The organism is Solwaraspora sp. WMMA2101, from assembly GCF_049179175.1.
In the GTDB taxonomy this organism is placed as follows: domain Bacteria; phylum Actinomycetota; class Actinomycetes; order Mycobacteriales; family Micromonosporaceae; genus Micromonospora_E.
The window spans coordinates 4,826,145-4,848,442 of the sequence record NZ_JBMHMA010000006.1; the positions used below are offsets into that span (position 1 = coordinate 4,826,145).

The window sequence follows — 22,298 nt, forward strand, 5'->3', positions numbered from 1 at the left end:
GGGTGTGGGCCGAAGATCGACGTTGCCGCACGGTAGTCTCCTGTCCATGGTGTCGACGGCGCGTAAGGTCTCGCTGACTGGTATCAAGCCGACTGGTGAGCCGCACCTGGGCAACTACATCGGCGCGATCCTTCCCGCATTGAGGCTGGCCGACAGCTATGAGTCTCTGTACTTCATTGCGGACTATCATGCATTGACGACGATCCGTGACCGCGATCTGTTGCGGCACTACACCCGTTCGGTGGCCGCGACGTGGCTCGCGGCCGGCCTCGACCCGGACCGCACCACTTTCTATCGTCAGTCGGACATCCCGGAGATTTTTGAGCTGTCCTGGGTGCTGTCTTGCCTGACCGGCAAGGGGTTGATGAACCGGGCGCACGCGTACAAGGCGGCGCGCGACCGTAACCGTGCGGCCGGCAAGGAGGATCTGGACGCGGGTGTGAACATGGGCCTGTTCAACTACCCGGTGCTGATGGCGGTTGACATTCTCATCATGGACGCCGATGTGGTGCCGGTTGGCCGTGACCAGGTCCAGCACGTTGAGTACGCAGCTGACATCGCCGGTGCCTTCAACGCCGTCTACGGCGATCGATTCAGGCTGAAGATCCCAGCTGCCGTCATACCGGATGAGGGCTCGGCGCAGACCCTGCCCGGCGTCGACGGACGGAAGATGAGCAAGTCCTACGGCAACACGATTCCGTTGTTCGAGTCCGACGCCGCCCTGCGGAAGATGATCCGGCGGATCCCGACTGACAGCGTGCCGGTCGAGGAGCCGAAGGACCCTGACTCGGCTGCTGTTTTCACGCTGCTGGAGCGGTTCGGCGAGACGGACGTCGTTGCCGAGACCCGGGCACGGCTGTCGGCCGGTGGGATGGGCTGGGGCGAGGTGAAGGCCCAGCTGACCGATGCGTTGATCGCCCAGTTCGCGCCGCTGCGGGAGCGCTACGAGGCGCTGATGGCACCTGGCAGCGAACTGGACGACCTCCTCGCGCACGGCGCGGACAAGGCCCGTAAGCAGACCCGACCGTTGCTGGAGCGGGTGCGCGACGCCGTCGGCATCGGGTAGGCGCTGACAGCGTGCCTTGCCGTCAAACGAGTGCGTCGACTACCTGATCGGCGCAGTGCCAGGCGGTCGTCCATTTGCCGGGCAGCGCGACCAGCAGGTTGGCCGCTGGGGTCCAGCCGGTTGGTGGTTTCCTGAAATCGACGACCAGGCTCGATGGGTCGGCCTGCGGGCTGGCCGGCTCGCACACGGTGCCCCACAGCAGGCTGAGGTCACGGCCGGGCCGTTGAACTCCGCGCAGGTGGAGGGCGGTCTGTAGCCGGGCATGTTCTTCCTCGGCCGGTCCATACTGGCCGTCGACTGCGGGCAGGCCAACACGGGTGCCCCCGAGATCTGGACTGAGGGCGAGGAGGTCGCCGTCCAGCCAGTAGGTCAAGCTCCGTACGCGGGTGCCGGCCTGCCGTCCCCAGGCGATGCGCCGGGTGCGGAGCGTGTGCCGGATCCCGGCTCGGGCCAACAGTCGCGGTGTACCGGCGCCGGCTGCCAGGACCAGCATGCGTGCCCGTGGGGCGGCACGCGGTGCGTTCTGTGCGATGGAGACGAGGCAACTGGCCGGATCTCGACGTAGGGTGACCTCCCGTCGCAGTACCGGCGGTACGCCTGCAGTGTGAGCCAACGCGACGAGGCTGGTGTGCAGTGCGGGTAGATTCACGCTGTAATCCGGGATGCGGAAGGCGGCGGCCGGTGGGGGAAGAGAGCCGCTGGCCACGGGAGCCGCTTCCGAGGCGGTGATGCCGATCCGGTTCCAGGCCTTCAGGTACCGGTCGACGGCGTCGGCCGAGTGGAACAGTGCCAGTCCGGTGGCGGCTCCGATCCGTACGGGCCGGGTCAGGTCGTACCAGCGGCTCCGCTCCCGCCAGCAGGCCTCGCTGAGCGAGGGCAGCACCGGGGCGTAGACGGCACCCGAATGCAACTGTCCGAAGTTTGCGAGCGACGCCCCAGCCTGCCCGTCGCCGACGCACCGCACCCGCAGACCACGACGTGCCGCCGTCACGGCGATGGCCAGACCGCAGAGTCCTGATCCGACGATGAGAGCGTCAAGGGTGTCATCTGACACGCGCCGCCTCGTTCCCCTTTGATGCAGTTGCCTCGGACCGTTCATCGATGACGGCGATGCGATGGCGGTCGGCGAATCGGCGTACCAGCTCACGCGGTGCGAGATGGTGGTCGACGCGGAGTCGGATGCGTCGGGGCCAGAGGCGCAGCCGGCCGCGGGCCGCAGCCCGGTGGGCCTGCATCGAGTCGCGGTCCAGCAGGAGGCTGCGCAGATGAGCCAGGATCGTCGAGCCAGCGACGGAGATGAAGCTGGCTTCGGCATTGATCGCTGGGTCTGGGACGACCGGCACCAGCATGGCGAGGTCAGGTCGGACCGGTGTCGTCGCCGCTGCTGCGACGATCTTTTGGGCTGCCTGGTCGAAGGGCCAGACCGGTCGAGGCGTCGGTTCGTCGACCGGCTGTGGCGTCAGTTGTGGTAGCAGCAACGCCATGCCGGGGATGCCGGATCGGGCGTATCTGACGACCTGTCGGCGTTTCGCGAGCCCGTACGGCGTCTGGTACAGACCAGGTGCCAGCACCGCCGTCGTGCTCGCGGCGATCAGCGTGATCTCCCGGCCGCTGGCGAGAAGTTGATCGCGCAGGTGTAACACGGTTTCGGTCGCGCCGTGCACGCTGCGTCGCATCGACTGCACCCCGCTGCGGTCGAGAACGCTGTCTACGACGCAGACCCGACCGCGAGAGGCGGCAAGGATGGCCGTCGTGACGGCAACGCGGGCGCGGTGCTCGGCAACCGTCAGATCCGCGAGAATCCAATGCGCGTCGGCGGATGCCTGGTCCGCTGGGCGGCTTCGCGCGACGGCGACGACGGTGAAACCGGCTGCGACGGCCAGCGGCGCAATGGCACGACCAAGGCGTCCGGACGCGCCGAGCAGGACAAGGAGTGGGCTCATCGAGTGCACCACTGCCAGGTCTCGGCGAACTGGGTGAAGGAGCGGCAGTACTCTCGGCGTGCCTGGCGCCAGGGGCCTGGCCGGAGCAGCCGATCGGCGAACGCCTCACGGGCGCGGGTGATGTCCGTGGCGTCCCAGCCGCTGCTCAGCTCGATGGCCGACAGCAGCGGTGCCTGGCTGGCCTCGTCGTCGCGCATCACCCGGTCGGTGATCTCGGCCGGAGTCATGTTCAGATGGATGCTCGACGCCGGGATGCTCTTGGACATCTTCGGGTAGCCGGCCAGTCCTTCAAGGACCCGGAAATACAGGGCGCCGATCCCGCCCTGCCAACCGAGACTCAAATCGCCGGCACCGGCCTGCCGGTGCAGCACCAGCCGGGCCAGGTCGGTGAAGTAGGACTCTTCCACGCCGGAGACCATGAGGACGTCACCTGCGCCGCCCTCGAAAGGGCCGAGAATGTCGGCGACCGTGTACAGCGAGTCGACGACCACTCCAGTCTCACTGCCGAGCAGCCCGTGGTCGGCGTACAGCTCCAACAGGCTTTCCCGGTGCTCCTGGAAGTCGGCCCGAGACAGGTAACGGGCCACCCTCCCGGCACGGATTAGGTTGGCGTGGTCAAGGTGAGACCGCAGTTCGGCCGCGTCCCGGTCCAGGCCGATCGCGACGAGGAACGCGGACATCTGGTCCCTGACCTGGACCAGCGTCTGCCAGGGCACGTTGCGGGAGTTCCACGCGCCGAGGTCCGAGATGACGACGGTCATCGGCGCGCCGAGTCGGCGTTGCAACTCGACGATGCCGAGCATGACCGACAGGGTGCCTGCGGTCGGTGCGTTCGTCGGACCGAAGCCGGTCACGACAGACATCGACTGGCGCTTGTATGGGTCCAGGACCGTGAGCGCGTTGTCAGCGTGGGCGAATCGGGCTGCGGTTTGCCCGAGCTCTTCGGCCAAGACCTCGGCCGATCGCAGATCTATTGACGCTGGTGGCATGTCTGGCTTCCTCTACCTGAGGTCGGTGAGCATGGTCAGCAGCCGCATGGCGTTACCGGAGCGGCGAGCGTGACGAACCCGGGCGCTCGCTTCGTCGATGTCGACTCCGCTTGCTCCCACGACGAGCGCGGCGTTCAGCTCGACCAGCATGGTTGCGGCCGTGTCGTCTCCGGGGGCGAGCGCAGCGGTGACGAGCGCGGCGTTCCCGGCATGTGTGGGTTGGTGCGCGACGGCCTGACGCCATGAGGACGTCGGCTCGGTGCCCTGATGGATGCCGCAGGTGATTAGCCCGTCGGTGAGACGGGCCAGCCGCGCCTGACCAACGCCGGCGTACTCGTCGACGGTCTCGCCGGGGGAGAGCTCCGTGCAGGTGACGACGCCGAGGGCGAGTTCTGGCCTGATTCTCTGTAGCGCTGCGGCCGCGAGCGTGACGTCGCGGTGCGCCAGGCCGAGCAGGTAGCTGCTCGCGCGGACGCAGAGAGCGGCGACTGGCATGAAGAAACTTGCCGGATTCAGGGTGTCGAAGACGTCGTCGTACCGGTCTGCGTAGTAGGGCAGCCGTACTTCGTGACTTGATCATGTGAGTCTGGATCGGTAGTGGTACCAGCGGGCGCGGGCTTGATGGCGGCGGCGCCACCAGGACCAGCGGAGATGGTGTTCGAGGCTGTGCCAGGCTCTGGTCGCGAGGTTGTACAGCCGTTTGATCTCGACCACGGTCAGCCGGGCGAGTCCGAGGTCGGCCGGTGGTGGTTCGCTGGGGTGGGTGGGTCGGGGTGGTGGCGTGGTCCCGGCCGCGGCGTCGGCGGCGGTGACCGCGCAGACGGCGAGCGCGGCCATGACCAGCACTATGTGCCGCATGATCGGGGTGTGGAGGCGGTTCTGGAACTGGTCGAACCCGAAGTGGTCCTTGCCGAAGCCGTGGTCCTCCTCGATCGTCCACCGCCGGCCGGTCACCCTCACCAACGCGGTCAGGGTCGCCGGAAGGCGCTCCGGTATCCAGCAGTAGAAGTAGGCCAGGTCGTCGGGGTCAGCCAGGCTCCGGCGTACGAGCAGGTAGTGGCGGGGGCTGGCGGTGGCGATCCACGCCCACGCGTACCAGCGGTCGCCTTTGGAACCCGCCCCGCAGGACATGGTCTGCCAGGCGGTGTCGGTGGTCAGGGTGGTGGCAGCGGTGTCGGCGCGGATCTTCGTCTTCCAGCCGGGCAGGGTGATCCGGAACGAGCACGGCACGCCGAGGCTGTAGCCGATTCCCCGGGTCTCGCAGGTGTCGCGTAGTCGCCGGTCCCGGCCGTAGACGGCGTCGGCGGTGCACCACCGCACGGGTACGCCGGCGTCGAGTGTCTCGGTGAGCAGGTCGGTGGCGAGTCGGGGTTTGGTCGCGAACTCGGTGTCGGCGGGGACGCCGGTGGCGGCGCGGCGGGCGTCGTCGTCGAGGTGGGCGGCGGGGATCCACAGGCGGGAGCCGACCAGGGCGTGGCCGGCGCGGGTGGCGTAGGTGGCGTTGACCAGGTTGACGGCGTTGGTGACCTTTCCCGCGCAGCCCACGTACTGGCGGGTCACGCCGCACGTGCCGGTGCCGGTCTTCTCCACGCCGCTCTCGTCGAAGATCAGCGTGTTGTCGCCGTCCGGGTCGGCCAGGCGTGCCACGGCGAAGTCACGGACCACGCCCATCGCCTTGTCGGTGTCCCAGACCGCGCGTTCGAGGAGTCGTTGCATCCGGTCGGGGGTGGTGTCCCCGGCGTGTTCGGCGAGGGTCCAGCAGTTCTTGCGTGGCAGGTCGGCGATCAGGCCACGGACGTACTTGCCGGCCTGCCGTAGTGGTTCGACCCGGGCGAAACACGCGCCGAGGTCTCCCATCAGCGTGGCGAGGTTCTCCTCGACACGACCGGCCTCTACCATGGCCGCTGCGGCCACCTCGTGATCCTTCGTTGTCCACACAACACCGGACGATCATGCGGTGGCCGTCTCCGTCGCCGCACACCCTGTCCGTCCATACCCCACCGCACCGGTCAGGTCACGAAGTACGGCTGCCCTAGTAGCGAGGGCAAAAGACTGGGTAGCCGACGAAAGCAATGCCCTAACGCTCCAGCACTTCAGGAATGCCCGTTGGCTGGCTGACCGGTCGTATGCCGAGGAGATCCAGGACGTCGGCGGCTCCGGAGACCGCGGATACCGATCGCGAGATTCCCTTGACGACGCGGGTCCCGGCGGCGGCGGCGAGGATCCCGGCCGCAGTGCTGACGTTGAAGGTCTTGTACTGCTCCTTTCCGCTGCCGGCGACGACGACAGTGCCCCCGGGTACGTCGACCGGCTGGCTGGCGTAGTTGGCGAGCACCGGGTCGAACTGTGTGATCACCGTCCACCACTCGGACAGTTCCGCCGGGCCGAGGCGGTCGGCGCGGAGCAGGTCGACGCACCACCGCCGCCATTGCATGTTCGCCGATGGTGATTCGTCCCGAAGAAACGCGTACAGCTGATCGGGCGACCATCTGTCAGACGGTGCGGCCAGGGACGGGGCGTTCATTTGGTCCACCACGAGCGCGTCGAGCCAGCCGTGCGGGCACCGGACAGCTCAGGACGAGACGCTCCAGGCGTACGCCGAGGCAGGTGTGCAGACAGGCTGAACACCCGCGCCGCCCGTTCGTGCGCCGCGCACGGTCCGAGCGTTCCGCAAGCCAGGCACCTCCCATCGGCGCACGACACCACGTGCTGCGTCAGGACGGCCTGCGCCTCCTCCAGCTGCCCGCCGCCGAGATACGTCGCCACGGTTCCTCCAAGGTCATTTGTTCAATGGGTGGTGTGGCGGGCACGTCGTGCGTGTCGCTTCCATCGACGTCGCCTGCCGTCGCCGTCACCGGGACTCAACGGCTCGCCGTTCGCATCCCTCGATGAACAGGTTGGTCACGCCGATAGATCAGCTGAAGTGGTTCTCCGTCAGCCGGTGTCAGCCGACACCGGGCAGCCACGACGCGCGGGGGCCAGCGAAGCGGCGATAGGGTGCGGCATATGAGTACCGGTGCTCGGCGGGCAAGTGAGTGGACGATCCATGACGAGCGGGTCATCGACGACACGAGGCGTGCCGTGCTGAGCGTCGCCGATGTCGAACTACCCGACGGCGTCCGGTTCGAGCAGTACGTACTCAGGGTGCCGTCCGCCGCGATGGTGATCGTGCTGGACGATGCCGACCGCGTGCTGATGATGTGGCGGCACCGGTTCATCATCGACCGGTGGGTCTGGGAGTTGCCGGGCGGCTACCTTGACCACGACGAGGACCCCGTCGTCTGTGCGGCGCGGGAGGTCGAGGAGGAGACCGGCTGGCGGCCCAGGACCATGGAGCCGCTGCTGGGCTTCCAGCCCATGGTCGGCACCATCGATCAGCAGAACATCATCTACCTTTCCCGAGGGGCAGACCCCACGGGCACCGTGCCTGACGTCAACGAGACTGCGCGAATCGGTTGGATCCCGCTGGCCGAGGTAGAGCAACGGATCCAGGCCGGGGAGATCGTCGGTGCGGGGTCTGTCGCCGGTCTGCTCGCCGTGCTGCTGGCCAAAGCGACAGGGCGAATTTAGGCGGCTTGGAGTAGCGGCCGTACGCGCGCGGAGAACTCCTGCACCGTCGGCAGCCCGGCGTACGGCGTGAGGCGGTCCGCGAGAGTGGCGAGGTATGCGCGCGCCCGTTCGGAGCTCAGACTCTCGGCGGCTTGTGCTGCCTGCACCCCCACCGCGCCGGCTTGCTCCGGCTCACCGGACTGCACGTGGGCAAGCGCCAACAACGCCAGGTTGAACTGCTTGCCGCGGGCATAGGCGCTGCCGTCCATCTCCAACGACCGCACCGCGAACCGGGCCGCGAGCTTGCCTCGGCCGAGCGCGGCGAAGCAGTGTCCGAACTTGGCCGAGAGATACGCTTCGTCGAAGTAGCCGATCCACTGTGGGTTGCTCGTGTTCTCCGCGCGGTCGAAGGCGCGTTCAGCGCGGTCGAGCGCTGCCGTACAGGCCGCCTCGTCGCCGCCCACGGCGTGGCCCTGCGCCTCCAGCACTGCGGATTCCGCCTGGATCGCAGCCATCCCGGACTCGGCCGCCGTGCGACCTGCGGCACGCGCCAAGTCGACCGCCTCTGCCGACGCCCCCAAGTAGGCCGCCTGGTGACTCATCGCCGCGAGGATCTCCGCGCCCAGCGGGCGATCGCCTGCGGCTGTGGCGAGCCGTAGCGCCTGGACCATGTACCGCTGCGCCAAGCCGTTCAGCCCAGCATCGTACGACGCCCAGCCCGCGAGCTGGGTGGCCTCGGCCGCCGCCGAGTACAGCGCGATACCGGTGCGGGCGTCGTACCGACCACGCAGGAGCGGAGCCACCTCGGTATCAAGGAACCGGACCAACCCCTCACGGACGTGGCCGCCACCATAACGGTTGTCGAGCGACCGGTAGACGCCGGAGATATGCCGGATCGTCTCGACGTGAGGTTCACCAACGAGCCTGTCACCGTGGCCGACAGGCTCCTCTTCGAGTCGAGCGGTCAGCCAGCGGAGCGCCGGCGTCAGGAACGCCGCCGCGTTGAATCCCGCACCCATCAGGAGATCTCGCCGTTGCATATCTCCCCGCCACAGCTCTGCCGCGACCTCCGCGCTGTGTCGCCAGTCCTGCGGGAAGTCTAATCCCACCGCCGCGTCGGGGCCCGGCTCAGCGGGACCCGTGACCAGTTCGCCGCTGTCAGCCGACACCTCGCTCACCAGGGCGGACAACTCGCCGTTGGCACCGAGCGCCGTATCGAGCAGCGCCACCACGGACGCGCTGGGCCGCTTGCCGCCGGCCTCGAGATCCCAGAGGTATCCGTGGGAGCAGTGGACCAGCTGCCCGAGCCGGCGAAGCGACAGGCCCCGCTCCTCGCGTAGCGACCTCAAGCGCGGCCCGAAGGCCGGATCGACGACAACGAGCTGTCGCGGCATGGCACGCTCTCCTCGGAAATGAGGTCACGATTGGCCGATTGGTTTTGCCGGAGCTAAGACGTACCTTGACAGTACTCGTTGAATCGTAGTCGTGGAGCATCTAACCGAAGTGGACTACCAATTAGGAGCAATCTGGACTTTGGCCAGTGCCGTCCGAGGCAACGACGGTGGAGTACGACACCGAGCGGGTCAGCCGGCGAGGCCACGCAGGAAGGTCTCGGCGATCGGCACCGCCTGGCCGGAGCCGGACCCGCCCTGCTCCACGAAGACGGCGAAGGCCACGTCACCCTGCCAGCCGACGAACCAGGCGTGGGTGTTGGCCGGGTCGTCGTCGTACTCGGCGGTGCCGGTCTTGCCGTGCACCGGATCGCCCGGCACGTCCCGCAGCGCCTCGGCGGTGCCGACGGTGACCGCGTCGCGCATCATCGAGCGCAGCGCCTCGACGGCACCGGTGTCCAGTTGCGGGCCGTCCGGCTCCGGGGTCGGCGGGGCCGGCTCCGAGATCAGTTTCGGCTGACGCCACTGCCCCCGTGCGACCGCCGCCGTCGCACCGGCCATCGCCAATGGACTGACCACCGTGGTGCCCTGCCCGAACGCGGCGGCGGCCCGCTCGGCCGGTGGGCCGCCGGTGGAGACCGTACCGGTGAACGCCGGCACGCCCAGCCGCCACTGACCTTCGAGCCCGAGCAGCCGGCCGGTCTCGGCGAGCCCGTCGGCCCCCAACTTCGGTGCCAGGTTGGCGAAGGTGGTGTTGCAGGATTCGGCGAAGACCGTCCGCATCGGCACCCGCCCCAGCTCGAAGCCGTTGGCGTTGGTGAACGTCCGGCCGTCGACGGTGGCCGTCTTCGGACAGTCGACCGGGTCGTTCGGGCCGACCGCGCCGGCTTCGAGCAGGCCGAGGGTGCTGACCATCTTGAACGTCGATCCGGGCGGGACCTGGGCGGTGAACGCCAGGTTCTCCGTACCGCCGCCGGGGCCGTCAGCGACGGCGAGCAACGCGCCGTCGCTGATCCGTATCGCGACCAGGGCGCTGCGCCGGGAGACCCCGGCCAGCGCGGCGTCGGCGGCGGTCTGAGTGCGCACATCGAGCGTGGTCCGCAGCGCCTCGCCCGGCTGGGCGTCCGCGCGGAACAGCACGTCGCCGCTGGACTGGGTGCCGTCCGGGGCGGTGCCGACGATCTGCACCGAGTAGCCCGGTACGCCGCGTAGCCGCTCCTCGTAGGTGCCCTGCAGCCCGCCGTGCCCGACGAGGTCGCCGATCTCGTACCGGCCGGGGTGTGCCTCCATGTCCTGCCGCTGCACCGGGTCGACCGTGCCGAGCAGCGCGCGGGCGAACTCCCGGGTCGGTGCCAGGTCGCGTTCCTCGCGGCGGAACTTGGTGCCGGGCAGCTCGTAGATCCGGTCCCGGATCTGCTGATATGCCTCCTCACGCAGGGTGACCACCTCGACGAAGGCGTCGGGCTTGGCGGCGGCGAGCCGGTCGGGCAGCCCGGTGACGTCGATCGGCGGGTCGAGCACCGGGCGGATCGCCCGGAAGGCGGTGTCGAGGGCGGTGACCAGGGCAGCCGGGTCGTCGACCTTGTCCGGCTGGACGCCGACCACGACGACGCCGCGGGGCGTGACGATCGGCTGCCCGGCCCCGTCGAGGATCGATCCACGGACCGGCGCGATGCGGTTCACCGCCAGTTGGTCGCCGCTGTCCAGTTGCGGGTGGACGATCTCCGGGCTCCAGATGATCTGCCAGGCGTCGTCGGCGCCCCGGCGTAGCCGTACCGACGTGGGGTAGCTCCACCGCACCTCACCCGGCAGCGTCCACTCGACCGTCACCGTGCCGGTGGCGATGTCCTCGGTGACCGGGGCGTCGCCGTCGCGGCGCAGCTGCGGCGGACTGTCGTCCAGGTCGCCGACCAGCGCGGTCAGCTCCTCGGTGACCTGGGTGGCCGGCACCCGCTGACCGGCCGGGGTGATGAAACCGATCGCCGACAGATCGCCGCGCTGCCAGCCCTCGATGAAGGCGTCGACCGTGGCTTCCGGTCCGTCGTCGGACGAGCAGGCGGCCAGACCGGTGGTCAGGGTGAGCACCGCCGCCGCGACCGCGACCGGCCGGCGACCCCAGCGGTACGCACGACGGGGCTGGTGCGCTGCCTGATGACGCATGCGGGCGGTCCCCTTCCGGACGCATGGCGGACTCCACGCACCGTAGTACCCGGGCGCATGCGTCCGCTGCCCCTGGCCGGGCGGCAGTGACCCACGCCCCGCCGCGACGAGGACCTATCACACAAAGTACCGAAATGGTGTCACCAGGTCGACGGTGTCGGGCCCATCTGCCGTCAGATGACCGATCCCTGGGGAATAGGCTTGGCGAAGGTTGACCCCACAGCGTGGTGGGGCGAGGGGAGTCTGCACCAATGAACCGGCGTCCGGCGACGAAGACGAAGCGCACGATCACCCCACGGACGTTCCCGCCGCCGGAGACGACCCTCGCCGCGGTCGCCGACGACAGCGACGACACCGGCCTCGACGACCCGATGCCGAGCGCGGAACGGCTGATCGCGCAGGCCGTGTCGCTGGCCGACACCGACCACGACACCGCCTCCCTGGTGGACCGCTTCTGGCGGTTCGCCGCCGACGAGGAACTGGTCGGCTACACCCCGCAGGAAATGATCGCCGCCGCCCGGTCGCACCGCGAGCTCGCCGGCAGCCGCCTGCCCGGCGAGTTGAAGCTGCGACTGACCCCACCCGGTGACGGCCAGCCGCACACCGTGATCGAGATCGTCACCGACGACATGCCGTTCCTGGTCGACTCGGTGACCGCGCTGCTCACCGAGCGGCACCTGGATGTGCAGCTGCTGGTCCACCCGCTGGTGGTGGTCCGCCGGGAGCCGCTGGGTCAGCTGACCGAGGTGGCCGCCGACGTCGAGCCCGACGACGCGATCGACGGCGACCTGGTGGAGAGCTGGATCCGCATCGAGCTGGACCCGGTGCGCGACGCCGTCGACCGGGACCGGCTGCGCCGTGACCTCAAGCGGGTCCTCACCGACGTCCGCGAGGCGGTGGAGGACTGGCCGAAGATGCGCCGACGGGCCCTGGCCCTGGCCGACGAGCTCGTCGAGGCGACCGGGCGTGACCAGCAGGCGCTGCCCGTACCGGACAAGGACGTGACCGACTCGGTCGAGCTGCTGCGCTGGCTGGCCGACGACCATTTCACCTTCCTCGGCTACCGCGAGTACCGCCTGGTCGACAGCGGCGACGGGGACAAGGCACTGGTCGCGGTGCTCGGCAGCGGGCTCGGCATCCTGCGTCAGGATCAGACCCGGCCCCGACCGCTGGCGTCGATGACCCCGCAGGCGGCGGCGAAGGCGATGGAACAGCGGCTGCTGGTGATCACCAAGGCGAACTCGCGGGCCACCGTGCACCGGGCCGCCTACCTCGACTACATCGGGTTCAAGACCTTCGACGCCGCCGGCCAGGTGGTCGGCGAGCGGCGGTTCCTGGGCCTGTTCTCCACCGCCGCGTACCGCACCAGCGTGCAGGAGCTGCCGGTGGTCCGGCGCAAGGTCGCCGAGGTGCTGGAACGCTCCGGGCTGAGCCCACGCAGCCACTCCGGCAAGGACATGCTGCAGATCCTGGAGACCTACCCGCGCGACGAGCTGTTCCAGATCCGCACCGACGACCTCTACCAGGCCGTGCTCGGCGTACTGCGGATGGCCGGCCGCCGCCAGCTGCGGCTGTTCCTACGCCCCGACGGGTACGGGCGGTTCCTGTCCTGCCTGATCTACCTGCCCCGGGACCGGTTCACCACGCAGAACCGGCTGCGGATGCAGCAGATCCTGCTGCGCGAGCTCAACGGCGTCGGCGTCGACTACACCACCCGGGTCACCGAGTCGATGCTGGCCCGGGTGCACTTCATCGTGCGTACCGACCCGGCCGCGCCGCCGGCCGCGCTCGACCCGGACCGGCTGGCCGAGTTGCTCGCCGACGCCACCCGGCTGTGGGAGGACGACTTCCGGCTGGTGCTGGAGCGCAAACTCGGCGACGAGTCGGCCAAGTCGCTGCACCGGCGTTACGCCGAGGCCTACCCGGAGGGCTACAAGGAGGAGCACTCCGCGTACGAGGCGGTGCAGGACCTGGCCAAGTTGGAGCTGCTCGACGAGCCGGGCCAGCTGGAGATGCACCTGTTCCGCCCGCCGGGCGGTGGCGGCGACGAACGCGACGTGCGGTTCAAGGTCTACCGGTACGGCGAACCGATGGTCCTCTCCGACGTGCTGCCGGTGCTGCACTCCCTCGGCGTCCAGGTCGTCGACGAGCGGCCGTACGAGATCGACCGCGCCGACCAGCTGATCTACCTGTACGACTTCGGGCTGCGCCTGCCGGTCGGTGCCTGGGCGCTGGCCGAGGTACGCCCACACGTGGAGAACGCGTTCTCGGCGGCGTGGCGCGGCGAGGCGGAGGTCGACGGGTTCAACGAACTGGTGCTGCGCGCCGGGCTGACCTGGCGACAGGTGGTGGTGCTGCGGGCGTACGCGAAGTATCTGCGCCAGGCCGGCACCGTCTTCTCCCAGGAGTACATGGAGGCCACGTTCGTCGCCTACCCGGTGGTCACCCGGCTGCTGATCGACCTGTTCGAGTGCCGGTTCGCGCCGACGCCGGAAGTCGACGACGACCGCCGTCGGCTGCGCGGGCAGGAACTGGTCGCGGCCATCGGCCGGCAGTTCGACGAGGTGGACAGCCTCGACCAGGACCGGATTCTGCGCAGCTACCTGACGTTGATCCTGGCCACCCTGCGGACCAACTTCTACCAGCGCGGCGCCGACGGCCGGCCGGTGCCGTACGTGGCGATCAAGCTGGACCCGCAGGCGGTGCCGGAGCTGCCGGCGCCCCGGCCGGCGTACGAGATCTTCGTCTACTCGCCCCGCTTCGAGGGCGTGCACCTGCGCTTCGGTGAGGTCGCCCGGGGTGGGTTGCGCTGGTCGGACCGGCGGGAGGACTTCCGTACCGAGGTGCTCGGCCTGGTCAAGGCGCAGATGGTGAAGAACGCGGTGATCGTTCCGGTCGGCGCCAAGGGCGGCTTCGTGGTGAAGCAGCCCGGCGGTACGGCGCGGGGCCGGGCGACGGCGCACCCACCGGACCGGGAGGCGGTGCAGGCCGAAGGGGTGGCCTGCTACCAGCAGTTCATCTCCGCGTTGCTGGACGTCACCGACAACATCGTCGGTGGGCGCATCGAGCCGCCGCCGGCGGTGGTCCGCCACGACGGCGACGACCCGTACCTGGTGGTCGCCGCCGACAAGGGCACCGCCACCTTCTCCGACGTGGCGAACGCGATCTCCCAGGCCCGGGGCTTCTGGATGGGCGACGCGTTCGCCTCCGGCGGCTCGGCCGGCTACGACCACAAGAAGATGGGCATCACCGCCCGGGGTGCCTGGGAGTCGGTGAAACGGCACTTCCGGGACCTCGGGGTGGACATCCAGCGACAGGATTTCACTGCCGTCGGCATCGGCGACATGTCCGGCGACGTGTTCGGCAACGGGATGCTGCTGTCCGAGCACATCCGGCTGGTCGCCGCCTTCGACCACCGGCACGTCTTTCTCGACCCGGACCCGGACGCGGCCACCTCCTTCGCCGAGCGGCGGCGGCTGTTCGAGCTGCCGCGCTCGTCGTGGGCCGACTACGACCCGGCACTGATCTCCGACGGCGGGGGCGTGTATCCGCGTACCGCGAAGTCGGTGCCGGTAAGCCGGCAGGTCCGCGCGGCGCTCGGCCTCGACGACGCCGTCGACGTGCTCTCCCCGCCGGAGCTGATCCGGGCGATCCTGCGCGCCCCGGTCGACCTGCTGTTCAACGGCGGCATCGGCACCTACGTCAAGGCGTCGACCGAATCCCACGCCGAGGTCGGCGACAAGGCCAACGACGCCATCCGGGTGGACGGCCGGTCGCTGCGGGCCAGGGTGGTCGGCGAGGGCGGCAACCTGGGGCTCACCCAGCGGGGCCGGATCGAGTACGCCCGCGCCGGCGGGCGTAGCTACACCGACTTCATCGACAACTCGGCCGGGGTGGACTGCTCCGACCACGAGGTCAACATCAAGATCCTGCTCGGCGGCGCGGTCGCCGACGGCGAACTGACCGTGGCGCAGCGCGACGAACTGTTGGTCGAGATGACCGACGAGGTCGCCGCGCTGGTGCTGCGGGACAACTACGACCAGGCGCGGGCGCTGGCCAACGCCTGCGCCCAGGCCCGGTCGCTGCTGCCGGTGCACCGGCGGATGATCACCGACCTGGAGCAGTCCGGCCAGCTGGACCGGGAGTTGGAGGCGCTGCCCAGCGACGACGACCTGGCCGAACGGATCCGCGCCGACGCGGACGGGCTGACCCTGCCCGAGTTCGCGGTGCTGCTCGCCTACACGAAGATCGCCGTCGAGGGGCAGGTGCTCGCCGACGGGCTGCCCGACGAGGCGTGGACCGACCGGGTGCTCGTCGACTACTTCCCGACCCCGCTGCGCGAGCGGTACGCCGCCCGGATGGCCGACCACCGGCTGCGCCGCGAGATCGTGGTGACCAGCCTGGTCAACGAGGCCGTCAACCGGGGCGGCATGTCCTTCGTCTACCGGACGATGGAGGAGACCGGGGCGTCGGCCGCCGACGTGCTGCGCGCCTACGTCGTGATCCGTGACGTGTTCGGCCTCGACGAGCTGTGGGCCGGCATCGACGCGCTGGACACCGTGGTCAGCACCGAGTCGCAGGTGTCGGTCTACCTGGAGAGCCGCCGACTGCTCGACCGCGCGGTGCGGTGGCTGGTCACCAACCGCAAGTCGCCGCTGGACGTGCCGGAGGAGACGGCCCGGCTGCGCGACGGGGTGTCCCGGCTGCTGCCGCAGCTGGGCAGCTTCTTCCGCGGCGACGAGCGGGAGTCGCTGCGGGCACACGTCGCCACGATGGTCGACCGGGGGCTGCCGGCGGACCTCGCCGACCGGGCCACCCGGATCATGTACAGCTTCGGCCTGCTCGACGTGGTGGAGACCGCCGCCGACACCGGAGCCGACGTCACCGAGGTGGCCTCGGTGTACTTCATGCTCTCCGAACGGTTCCGGGTGGACTGGCTGCTGAGCAAGATCTCGCTGCTGCCGCGCGAGGACCGGTGGCAGACACTGGCCCGCACCGCGCTGCGCTACGACCTGTACGCCGCGCTGGCCGCGCTCACCGTCGAAGTGCTCACCGCCACGTCGGCGCAGTTGCCGGTGGAGGACCGGGCCGCGCAGTGGGAGCAGGACAACGCCAGCGCGGTGGCCCGGGTCCGACGGGCCATGGAGGATTTCGCCCACTCACCGGCTGATCTCGCCGCGTTGTCCGTTCTGCTGCGTCAGATCCGCACGTTGGTCCGGACATCTTCGGCGAGCTGACCACGACAGCCGCAGAGACTGCATACTTTCCGCAGGGCAGGGAGAAGCATTGCGGTCGGTGCCGGTGCGCGCCGTCGGCGCACCGCTGGCACCCCGCTGCGCGCGGGTCAGGAGGCAGGATGCTGGACAAGCGCCTCTACCACCACCTGGTCAGCTGGCTGGGGCAGTGGCCGGCCGGCCGGGCGTTGCAGGTGGTCGGTTCGCAACGCCGGGTCGAACCGGCCTGGGACGGGCGACCCCGCCCGGTGGTCGGCGTCGGCGCGCCCGGTGGGGCGGTGCTGTCCGTACCGCCGGACAAGGTCGAGACGGTCCGGGCGCTGGCCGACCTGCCGGTCAACGACCTGTTGGCGAAGCTGCCGGCGGCCGTCGGCTACGCGGGCTGGCAGGCCCACCGGGCGGTGTTCCGGTACTGCCTGGCGCCGGCGCCGCTGCCCGACGCCGGCGACTGGATCGACCCCACCGACGACTCGCTGCCGCCGTGGCTGCGGCTGTTCCCCCAGGCGGTCCTGGTGGCCCGGGACGCCGACGGGACCTTCCTGGCCGGCGTCGGGATCAAGCGTCACGACGCCCACGGTCAGGAGATCGCCGTCGGTACCGCCCCGGCCGCGCGCGGTCGGGGCCTGGCCCGCCGACTGGTCGCCCAGGCGGCGCGGCGGGTGCTCGACGACGGGGCGGTTCCCACCTACCTGCACGACGCGACCAACGCCGCGTCAGCGAAGGTCGCCTCGGCGGCGGGATTCCGCGACCGGGGCTGGTCGGCGTACGGCATCTCCGCCGACTGACGCCCCCGCCGCCGGCCCCCCTTTCATCCGCGACCGGTTCATCCGGTACGGGCGATGCCGGGCCACCCGCTGGTCGGCGACTCTGCCCGTGGGTGGAGGGAGCGGACCATGCCGCAGTCAACGCAGCAGGCGCAGACGAACCGGTCGGGGTCGGCGGGTGCGATGCCGGCCACAGCCGAGTTCTTCGACCGGTTCAGTCACAAGGAGAACGCGGGACTGCTGCGCCAGATCACCGGCACCGTCCGGTTCGACCTGGCGCGCGACGAGCAGGTGGACTACTGGTTCGTCACCCTGGACAAGGGGGAGGCCCGGCTGACCCGGGAGCAGCGCGACGCCGAATGCGTGCTGCGTACCGACGGGGTGATCTTCGAGGCGATGGCGCGCGGCGAGATCAACCCGATGGCGGCGATGCTGCGCGGGCAGATCCTGGTCCTCGGCGATCTCCGGCTGCTGATCCTGATCGAACGGATGATGCCCGGCCCACCCGGTGCCCATGATCCGCGCGCGTACGCCCGGCGGGAGAGGACGGAGCCATGACCGAGGGAATGGTCAGCATCCTGGACGGCAACACGTTCGTGGTCAGTGACAGCCAGGGCGACATCGACGCCTCGCCGGCGGCACCGACCGGGCTGTTCTCCTTCGACACCCGGTTCCTGTCGAAGTGGCAGCTCACCATCAACGGCGAACGGCTCTCCTCGCTGTCGGTCGACGACCTGCAGTACTTCGAGGCGCGGTTCTTCCTGGTGCCCGGCGAACCCACGCACTACGTCGACGCCGAACTGTCGGTGATCCGGCAACGGTGGGTCGGCGGCAGCTTCGACGAGGAGATCACCATCCTCAACCACGCCCAGGAGCCGATGGAGCTCACCGTACGGCTGGAGGCGGGTGCCGACTTCGCCGACCTGTTCGAGATCAAGGACGTCCGCAACAAGGTCGGCAAGCACTACGCCCACGTCGACCGGGACTGCCTGCGGCTGGGCTACCAGCGGGAGAGCTTCCACCGGGAGACGATCATCTCCAGCAGCGAGCCGGCCCGCATCGACGAGCACGGCCTGGCGTTCCAGATCGTCGTCGAGCCGCACGGCCAGTGGGTGACCCACATCAAGGTGAAGACGACCGCGATCGGGCCGGACGGGCGGGACCTGCGGGAAGGGCTGCTCGGTCAGCACTTCGACCGGCCGAAGCCGGAGATGCGCCGCGACCTGGACGAGTGGATCGCCCGGGCACCCCGGCTGGCCTGCGACTGCGAACCGCTGGCCTCGACGTACAAGCGCAGCCTGGTCGACCTGGCCGCGCTGCGCTACACCCCGCTGTCGCTCGGCGGGCAGTCGGTGCCGGCGGCCGGTGTGCCCTGGTTCGCCACCATGTTCGGCCGGGACAGCATCTTCACCAGCCTGCAGACCCTGCCGTTCGCTCCGGAGCTGGCCTCGGCCACCTTGAAACTGCTCGCCGCGCTGCAGGGCAGCAAACTCGACGACTTCCGGGACGAGGAGCCGGGCAAGATCCTGCACGAGATCCGGTACGGCGAGTCGTCGGCGTTCGAGGAGCAGCCGCACACTCCGTACTTCGGTGCGGCCGACTCGACGCCGCTGTTCGTGGTGCTGCTCGACGAGTACGAGCGGTGGACCGGCGACGTCAAACTGGTGCGGGCGCTGGAGTCCGAGGCCCGGCGGGCGTTGCACTGGATCGACACCTACGGCGACCTGCTCGGCAACGGCTACGTCTGGTACGAGCGGCGCAACACCGACACCGGTCTGGAGAACCAGTGCTGGAAGGACTCCTGGGACTCCATCTGCTACCGCGACGGGCGGCTGCCCGGGTTTCCCCGGGCCACCTGTGAGCTGCAGGGGTACGCCTACGACGCCAAGGTGCGCGGTGCCCGGCTGGCCCGGCAGGTCTGGAAGGATCCGGCGTACGCCGACCAGTTGGAGCGGGAGGCCGCCGACCTCAAGCGCCGGTTCAACCGGGACTTCTGGGTCGCCGACGGCGAGTACTTCGCGCTCGCGCTGGACCCGGAGGGCGGTCAGGTCGACGCGTTGTCGTCGAACATCGGCCACCTGCTGTGGAGCGGGATCGTCGACGTCGGCAAGGCGAAGAAGCTCGCCAAGCACCTGGTCAGCCCTCGGATGTTCTCCGGCTGGGGGGTGCGGACCCTGGCTGAGGGGGAGGGCCGGTTCAACCCGATCGGCTACCACGTCGGCACGGTCTGGCCGTTCGACAACTCGTTCATCGCCTGGGGGCTGCGCCGGTACGGGTTCCTGGAGGAGTCGGCCCGGATCGCCGACGGGATCATCAACGCCGCGCAGTACTTCAACGGCCGGCTGCCGGAGGCGTTCGGCGGCTACGACCGGGCGTTGACGAAGTACCCGGTGGAGTATCCGACCTCCTGTAGTCCGCAGGCCTGGTCGACCGGCGCGACGCTGCTGCTGCTGCGGACCCTGCTCGGGTTGGAGCCGCAGGGCGAGCACCTGGTCGTCGACCCGGCGTTGCCGATCAGCCTGGGCCGCATCGAACTGCTCGACATTCCCGGCAGGTGGGGGCACATCGACGCGTTCGGCCGGGGCCGCATCGACCTGAACCGCACCTCGCGCCGGCAGAGCGCCTGACCACCCTGCGGCCCGGCCCGACCTCAGCCCCGGCCCGGCCCGTGGACCGGGTCGGGCTTAGGGTCGATGTCGTGGCTGTGCGAGTAGGGATCGTCATTCTGCCGGACGAGCCGTGGTCGGTGATGGCGCACCGGTGGCGGCAGGTCGAGCAGTGGGGTTTCGACCACGCCTGGACGTACGACCATCTGGGCTGGCGGGACCTGGTCGACGGGCCCTGGTTCGACGCGGTGCCGACGCTGACCGCCGCCGCGACCGTCACGGATCGGATTGCGCTGGGCACTCTGGTCTCGTCGCCGAACTTCCGGCACCCGGTGCACTTCGCCCGCGAGATCACCGCCCTGGACGACATCTCCGCCGGCCGGGTGCTGCTCGGGGTGGGCGCCGGCGGGCTCGGCTTCGACGCCGCGGTGCTCGGTACGCCGCCGTTGACGCCGCGCGCCCGCGTCGACCGGTACGCCGAGTTCGTCGAACTGCTCGATCTGCTGCTGCGGACCGACCGGGTCACCTGGCAGGGCCGGTACTACCAGGCGGTGGACGCCCGCAGCACCCCTGGCTGCCGGCAGCGGCCCCGGGTGCCGTTCGTGCTGGCCGCCAACGGCCCCCGGTCGCTGGCCCTGGCGGCCCGGTTCGGCGCCGGCTGGGTGACCACCGGCACCGACTTCGACGACCTGGAATCGTGGTGGGCGTCGGTGGCCCGCCTGGCCGAGCGGTGTACGGCGACCCTCGACCAGGTCGACCGGGATCCGGCGGATCTGCGCCGTTACCTGTCGCTGGACTCCGCGCCGGTCTTCTCGCTCAGCAGCGCCGGGTTCTTCGCCGACGCCGTCGAGCGGGCCGCCGGGCTCGGCTTCACCGACGTGATCACCCACTGGCCGCGCCGCAGCAGCTGGTACGCCGGCGACGAGCGGGTCCTCGTCGAGGTCGCCACCGACGTGCTGCCGTCCCTGCGCGGACGACCCCGGACCGGTTGACCCGGCCCGGGGCGCTCAATCGTCGCTCAGTTGGTCACCAGCCCCAGCTGATGCGCACCGGCGTCGCGGTGGAGTAGCCACGGTTGCTCTGTCCGGGGTAGAGCCAGAGGTCGCCGGTGGCGTCGTTGCGGGTGACGATGTCGGCGTGGCCGTCGCGGTCCCAGTCGACGGTGCCGAAGGCGGTGTAGCCGCGCCAGCCGTTGCCGATCCGGACCCGTGGGACGGTGGACCCGCTGCGGACGCTCTGTCCGGGGTACAGCCACAGATCGGCGGTGTCGTTGTCCCGGCTGATCAGGTCCACGTGGCGGTCGCGGTCCCAGTCGACGAGCCCGAACGGGCTGTGGGCGTTGGCGCCGGAACCGATCAGCACCCGGGGGGTGCCGGCCGGTCCACGGGTGCCCGTGCCGGGGTAGAGCCACAGCTGTCCGGTGCCGTCCTGGCGGGCCACGATGTCGGGGTTGCCGTCACGGTCCCAGTCCGCTGCCCCGTACGGGGTGAATCCGGCCCAGCCGGTGCTCAGCCGCACCGGGGTGGCGGTGGAGTAGCCGCGCTTGCTCTGTCCGGGGTAGAGCCAGAGGTCGCCGGTGGTGTCGTTGCGGGTGAGGATGTCGGCGTGGCCGTCGCGGTCCCAGTCGGCGGTGCCGAATGCGGTGTAGCCGCGCCAGCCGTTGCCGATGCGGACCCGGGGCGCGGTGGACAGGCCCCGGACGCTCTGTCCGGGGTAGAGCCACAGGTCTCCGGTGGCGTCGTACCGGGCGATGATGTCGGCGTGGCCGTCACCGTCCCAGTCGACCGTCCCGAACGGCGTGTACGGCACGGCGGTGAGCTGGCTGAGCAGCCAGGTCCGGTTGCCGCCGGCACCGACCTCGCTGTAGGAGGCGGCCCCGGTGCAGCTGGCCGCCTTCAACACACCGGCCTGCACGTAGGTGCCGCCGGCGGAGACCAGCAGCGGGCCGCCGCTGTCGCCCTGGCAGGGCCCCCGGTCGACCATCAGCCGTTTGATGCCCAGGCTGTCCGGCTGTGACGGGGTGATGAAGACGCCGACGAACGGCAACCGCGACGGCAGGTTCCCGGCGCCGTCGCGTCCCCAGCCGACGGCGATGCCCTGGTCGTACGGGGTGAACGGGCCGCCTTGTACACCGTCGGACAGGTGCACCTCGGCCGGAGTGGTCAGCCGCACCGGCGTGATGCTGGTGATCGGCGAGCTGAGTTCCAGCAGTGCCAGGTCGTTGTGACCGCCGATGTACTGCGGGTGGGCCACGATCCGGTGGACTCGGCGGAGCTCGCCGCCGGTGCCGGCGGTGGTGTTGCCGACCCGGACGGTCACGTCGCCGACGGAGGTCGGCGCCGCGCAGTGGGCGGCGGTGAGCACCCAGCCGGGGTGGACGAGGCTGCCGGTGCAGAGTCCGCCGACGGCGGTGTTGCGCACTTCGGCGACGAAGCGCAAGTCGCCGGCGGCGACCGGTTGGCCGCCGACGATGGCCTGGGCCGGGCCGGGGGTGAGCAGTGGGGTGAGTCCGGCGAGCAGGACGGCGGCCAGCGGGGTGGCCAGCCGGTGTCGGGACGGGCGTCGGGTCGGTCGGTGGTGCTGTCGCATGGCGGTA

The 22,298-nt window shown here is 70.1% G+C and carries 16 protein-coding genes; 7 read left to right on the forward strand and 9 right to left on the reverse strand.

Going from position 1 to position 22,298, the window contains the following annotated elements; all coding sequences use genetic code 11:
* Positions 1 to 46 precede the first annotated feature (46 nt).
* On the forward strand, positions 47 to 1,066 hold the full coding sequence (locus ACN28F_RS23010) for a tryptophan--tRNA ligase (RefSeq protein WP_289209972.1): 1,020 nt from the start codon (positions 47 to 49) through the stop codon (positions 1,064 to 1,066).
* Positions 1,067 to 1,088: 22 nt separating this feature from the next.
* On the opposite strand, the gene ACN28F_RS23015 is transcribed toward ACN28F_RS23010, so the two are convergent.
* The 6 genes from ACN28F_RS23015 to ACN28F_RS23040 all read right to left on the reverse strand — a co-directional run bounded on the left by ACN28F_RS23015 (position 1,089) and on the right by ACN28F_RS23040 (position 6,432).
* The gene (locus ACN28F_RS23015) at positions 1,089 to 2,120 is read right to left on the reverse strand and encodes an FAD-dependent oxidoreductase (protein ID WP_421359659.1); all 1,032 of its coding nucleotides are present in this window, start codon (positions 2,118 to 2,120) and stop codon (positions 1,089 to 1,091) included.
* On the reverse strand, positions 2,110 to 3,009 hold the full coding sequence (locus ACN28F_RS23020) for a hypothetical protein (RefSeq protein ID WP_421359661.1): 900 nt from the start codon (positions 3,007 to 3,009) through the stop codon (positions 2,110 to 2,112). The genes ACN28F_RS23015 and ACN28F_RS23020 overlap by 11 nt, the downstream gene beginning before the upstream one ends.
* Entirely contained in the window at positions 3,006 to 3,872 is an 867-nt protein-coding gene (locus tag ACN28F_RS23025; protein WP_289209975.1) for a hypothetical protein, read from the reverse strand. The genes ACN28F_RS23020 and ACN28F_RS23025 overlap by 4 nt, the downstream gene beginning before the upstream one ends.
* A 138-nt stretch (positions 3,873 to 4,010) precedes the next feature.
* A complete protein-coding gene (locus ACN28F_RS23030) occupies positions 4,011 to 4,493 on the reverse strand; it encodes a hypothetical protein (protein WP_421359662.1) in 483 nt (160 codons plus the stop codon).
* A gap of 81 nt (positions 4,494 to 4,574) precedes the next feature.
* Positions 4,575 to 5,897: an IS701 family transposase gene (locus ACN28F_RS23035; RefSeq protein WP_421356934.1), complete on the reverse strand. Its 1,323-nt coding sequence runs from the start codon at positions 5,895 to 5,897 to the stop codon at positions 4,575 to 4,577.
* Between the two features lie 178 nt (positions 5,898 to 6,075).
* Positions 6,076 to 6,432, reverse strand: coding sequence for a hypothetical protein (locus tag ACN28F_RS23040; protein ID WP_421359663.1), 357 nt, complete (start codon positions 6,430 to 6,432; stop codon positions 6,076 to 6,078).
* Between the two features lie 572 nt (positions 6,433 to 7,004).
* On the opposite strand from ACN28F_RS23040, the gene ACN28F_RS23045 reads away from it, so the two are divergent.
* A complete protein-coding gene (locus ACN28F_RS23045; RefSeq protein ID WP_289209977.1) occupies positions 7,005 to 7,568 on the forward strand; it encodes an NUDIX hydrolase in 564 nt (187 codons plus the stop codon).
* Here the strand turns inward: ACN28F_RS23045 and ACN28F_RS23050 are convergent.
* Both ACN28F_RS23050 and ACN28F_RS23055 read right to left on the reverse strand, forming a co-directional pair.
* Entirely contained in the window at positions 7,565 to 8,941 is a 1,377-nt protein-coding gene (locus ACN28F_RS23050; protein WP_289209978.1) for a helix-turn-helix domain-containing protein, read from the reverse strand. The genes ACN28F_RS23045 and ACN28F_RS23050 overlap by 4 nt on opposite strands.
* Positions 8,942 to 9,130: 189 nt before the next feature.
* The gene (locus tag ACN28F_RS23055) at positions 9,131 to 11,098 is read right to left on the reverse strand and encodes a penicillin-binding transpeptidase domain-containing protein (protein WP_421359665.1); all 1,968 of its coding nucleotides are present in this window, start codon (positions 11,096 to 11,098) and stop codon (positions 9,131 to 9,133) included.
* A 251-nt stretch (positions 11,099 to 11,349) separates the two neighbouring features.
* Between ACN28F_RS23055 and ACN28F_RS23060 the strand changes: the two genes are divergently transcribed.
* From ACN28F_RS23060 to ACN28F_RS23080, 5 genes are all read left to right on the forward strand, one after another.
* On the forward strand, positions 11,350 to 16,335 hold the full coding sequence (locus tag ACN28F_RS23060; RefSeq protein ID WP_421359666.1) for an NAD-glutamate dehydrogenase: 4,986 nt from the start codon (positions 11,350 to 11,352) through the stop codon (positions 16,333 to 16,335).
* Between the two features lie 119 nt (positions 16,336 to 16,454).
* Entirely contained in the window at positions 16,455 to 17,117 is a 663-nt protein-coding gene (locus tag ACN28F_RS23065) for a GNAT family N-acetyltransferase (protein WP_421359667.1), read from the forward strand.
* Between the two features lie 108 nt (positions 17,118 to 17,225).
* A complete protein-coding gene (locus ACN28F_RS23070) occupies positions 17,226 to 17,654 on the forward strand; it encodes an SCP2 sterol-binding domain-containing protein (RefSeq protein ID WP_421359668.1) in 429 nt (142 codons plus the stop codon).
* A complete protein-coding gene (locus tag ACN28F_RS23075; protein WP_421359669.1) occupies positions 17,651 to 19,723 on the forward strand; it encodes a glycogen debranching N-terminal domain-containing protein in 2,073 nt (690 codons plus the stop codon). Before ACN28F_RS23070 ends, ACN28F_RS23075 begins: the two co-directional genes overlap by 4 nt.
* A gap of 122 nt (positions 19,724 to 19,845) precedes the next feature.
* Positions 19,846 to 20,694 carry an LLM class flavin-dependent oxidoreductase gene (locus ACN28F_RS23080; protein WP_421361484.1) on the forward strand — a complete coding sequence of 283 codons (849 nt, stop codon included), beginning with the start codon at positions 19,846 to 19,848 and terminating at the stop codon, positions 20,692 to 20,694.
* 34 nt (positions 20,695 to 20,728) lie between these two features.
* Here ACN28F_RS23080 and ACN28F_RS23085 read toward each other — a convergent pair whose 3' ends face one another.
* Positions 20,729 to 22,291 (reverse strand): FG-GAP-like repeat-containing protein, encoded by a 1,563-nt coding sequence (locus ACN28F_RS23085; protein ID WP_421359671.1) that lies wholly within the window; start codon positions 22,289 to 22,291, stop codon positions 20,729 to 20,731.
* Positions 22,292 to 22,298 lie beyond the last annotated feature (7 nt).